Annotated in this window: 3 protein-coding genes and 1 pseudogene; 2 read left to right on the top strand and 2 right to left on the bottom strand. The window is 69.8% G+C overall.

Annotated elements, in window-relative coordinates:
• Both JMF90_RS32535 and JMF90_RS32530 read left to right on the top strand, forming a co-directional pair.
• Nucleotides 1-580 (top strand): annotated as a pseudogene (locus tag JMF90_RS32535) (flagellin N-methylase); the annotation flags it as partial.
• Nucleotides 581-645: 65 nt separating this feature from the next.
• Entirely contained in the window at nucleotides 646-972 is a 327-nt protein-coding gene (locus tag JMF90_RS32530; RefSeq protein ID WP_011694587.1) for an antibiotic biosynthesis monooxygenase, read from the top strand.
• Between the two features lie 14 nt (nucleotides 973-986).
• Here JMF90_RS32530 and JMF90_RS32525 read toward each other — a convergent pair whose 3' ends face one another.
• Nucleotides 987-1901, bottom strand: a complete 915-nt coding sequence (locus tag JMF90_RS32525) for a hypothetical protein (protein ID WP_201317170.1) — start codon at nucleotides 1899-1901, stop codon at nucleotides 987-989.
• A 155-nt stretch (nucleotides 1902-2056) separates the two neighbouring features.
• Nucleotides 2057-2696: substrate-binding domain-containing protein (locus tag JMF90_RS32520; RefSeq protein ID WP_201325968.1), on the bottom strand; the 640-nt coding region annotated here is incomplete at its 5' end.

The raw sequence follows: 2696 nt of genomic DNA, 5'->3' as shown, positions 1-2696 counted from the left end.
GGCACGCGTGCTCGCGGCACGGCGCGACGATGCGGCGTGGCTGGGCGCGAACTGCATCGTCGAAGCGGGGCATGCGCGGTCTGCCGATGAATCGGTGTTCCCGATTCCGCTGGTGACGGCCGGGCAGGTCGCGGATCGCGCGGCGCTCGACGCGCATCGCGAGGCACTCGTGTTCGAGCGCGCGGTGTGGCGCGACGCCGTGTTCGCGTCGCTGGCCGACGGCGGGCCGGGCGTGAGCCGTGCGCTGTCGCGGCTGGCGCCCGGCGGCTACCTGACCGTGTCGATCGTGCCGGTCCTGCTGGCCGTCGCGCAGGTTTCCGCGCATTGCCGCGCGCTGTGCGTCGACTTCATCGACGCCCAACTGACCTTGATCGGCGCGAACGTCGAAGCGGCACTCGCGCGCCGACAGGCCGCCGACCGGCCCGCGACGCACGAATTGCGCGGCTTCGCGCAGGCGCTGGGACGGGCGCGACAAGCGCTCGCGGCGATGCCGGCACCGGCAGCCACCGCGCATGAAGATGCGTCGCGCATCGACGCGTGGCTCGACGATCGCGCCGACGCCGCGCCGCTCGCCGCCTGACGCTCGCGGTACGCCGCGTGTGCCGTACACTTGGCGCTCTTTCAATCGTGGCAGAGCGAGCAGGCATGTACGCATCGACCTTCATTTTTCGTGCCGGGCAGTACGACGACGAATTCCACCGGCTCGACCGGCAGATCGCCGACATGGCGCGCGCGACGCCCGGTTATCTCGGCGAGGAAACGTGGGAGAACGCGGAAGCTGGCCTGATTCAGAACGTCTACTACTGGGAATCCGAGGCGGCGCTGCGGCAGTTGATGCAGCATCCCGCGCATCTCGAGGCCAAGGCGAAGCAGGCGCGCTGGCTGGACGGGTATCGCGTCGTGATTTCGCAGGTGCTTCGCGAGTATGGCGACGGCAAGCTGACGCCGCCGCATGCGGGGCCATCCGCGTAACGGTTGCCGGTCGGTCAGGCGGTCGCGCCGGTTTCTCCCGGCGTGGCAGGTTCTCCCGCCGCGCGGGCCCAGATCGGGAACGTCGCGTTCTGGATCGACGTCTGCGCGTCGATGACCTTGCGGTGATCGATGCCGGGCAGGTCGAGCAGCCGGTCGACCGCCGCCTTCGCGCCTTCGGCATCCTGCGGAAAGGCACACGCGAACTGCTTGTTCGTATCGAACAGAATCCACCAGATATCCGACGCGAACGGCCCCTGGTCGTTGGTCTCGATCACGATCGCGCCGAGGTCGGACAGCGCGATGCCGCGCATCGCCCCGGTCCCGTCGGTCGCTTCGATGCGCGTATCGGTTGCCGTCACGGTCCAGCCGCTTTGCCGGGCAGGCGGTCGGGGCGATGACGGCGCGGCATGCGGTCGGGCCGGGCTGCCGGTGACTGCGCCGGTGCCGGTGCCGGTGCCGGTGCCGGTGCCGGTCGGCACGGCCCCAGCCGCGGTACCGACGCCGAGGCTCGGCGCACCGTCATCCTGCGAACCGCGCCCATCGATCCACGGCAGCGCGGCGGCGCCCACCATCACCGCCATCCATAAGTAGTACCCGGCCCCGAACGTACGGATCGTTTCGTAGTTCGCGTCGGTCGGGATCGTATGCCACCCGAGCGCGAAGACCACGACCACGGCCAGCAGCGCGGATACGGTACGGCTCGGCCTGAGCAGCGCGACGACGAGCAGCGGGTTGCCGAGCCATGCGAATTGCAGGTCGAGGATCGCGAGCGGGCCGAGCACGAGCACGGTGTAGCCATGCCACCAGCTCACCGCGCCGGCCGCGTTCGGCGGTTCGGCTGCGACGGGCAGCAGCAGCGACGCGACATACAGCGCGACGATCACGACGCGTGCGAGGTTCAGGCGGGGCGAAGCGGAACGAATCTGCATGTTGCCTTCTCGTGGTGCACGATCATGCGAAGCGACGAATGCCGGGCGGCCGGGCCGTCATTCACGGTGCGCGGCGCCGATGCGGCGACGCGTCGAACGCGATTGTGGGCGATTCATGCGGCGATGTCGAACGGGCGTCGTCCGCCGCTGCAAGGTCAAAGCGCTTCGACCAGCAACCGCCTGCTCTTCTCGCAATACTCGTGACATGCCGCGCGCGCCGCGATCGATGCGCCGTGCACGAACCGCGGCGCGTCCGCCCGCCGCGACATCGACACGACGATCGACGGCGGCGACGGCTGCAGCGGCAGCTCGACGACTTCGCCGCTTTCGATCAGCGCATCGACGAACAGCACCGGAATCGCGGCGACGCCGAAACCGTCACGCACCAGTTGCACGATCACCGAGATCGATGGCGAACCGGTGATGCGCGTCTCCGACAGCGGCACGCCGTGCGCATGCGCGAGCGTGCGGACGATGTCCTCCAGCGCGCGATGGGGCGCGGTGCCGCGGCCGTAGGTGAGGATCGGCTGGCGCAACACCTGCCGCGCGACGCCCGCGCGGGTATTCGGCAGCAGGCCGGCGCGCGCGATCCAGCGCACCGGGTAGTTCGCGAGCGCGTCGCACACGACCGACGCCTCGTCGCTGCCTTCCACACGGATGATCAGGTCGAGCTCGCCGGCCATCAGCCGGCGCTGCAGCACGACGCTGACGTCGACGGTCAGGTCGATCTCGAGCTCAGGATAGTCGGCCGCGAGCCGCCGCATGTAGTGCGGCAGCCAGCTGTGCACGACCGTC

The organism is Burkholderia sp. E168m23, assembly GCF_016586125.1.
In the GTDB taxonomy this organism is placed as follows: Bacteria; Pseudomonadota; Gammaproteobacteria; order Burkholderiales; family Burkholderiaceae; genus Burkholderia; species Burkholderia orbicola.
The sequence above is the reverse complement of the archived record's forward strand: the minus strand, read 5'-3'. Positions and strand labels throughout refer to the sequence as shown.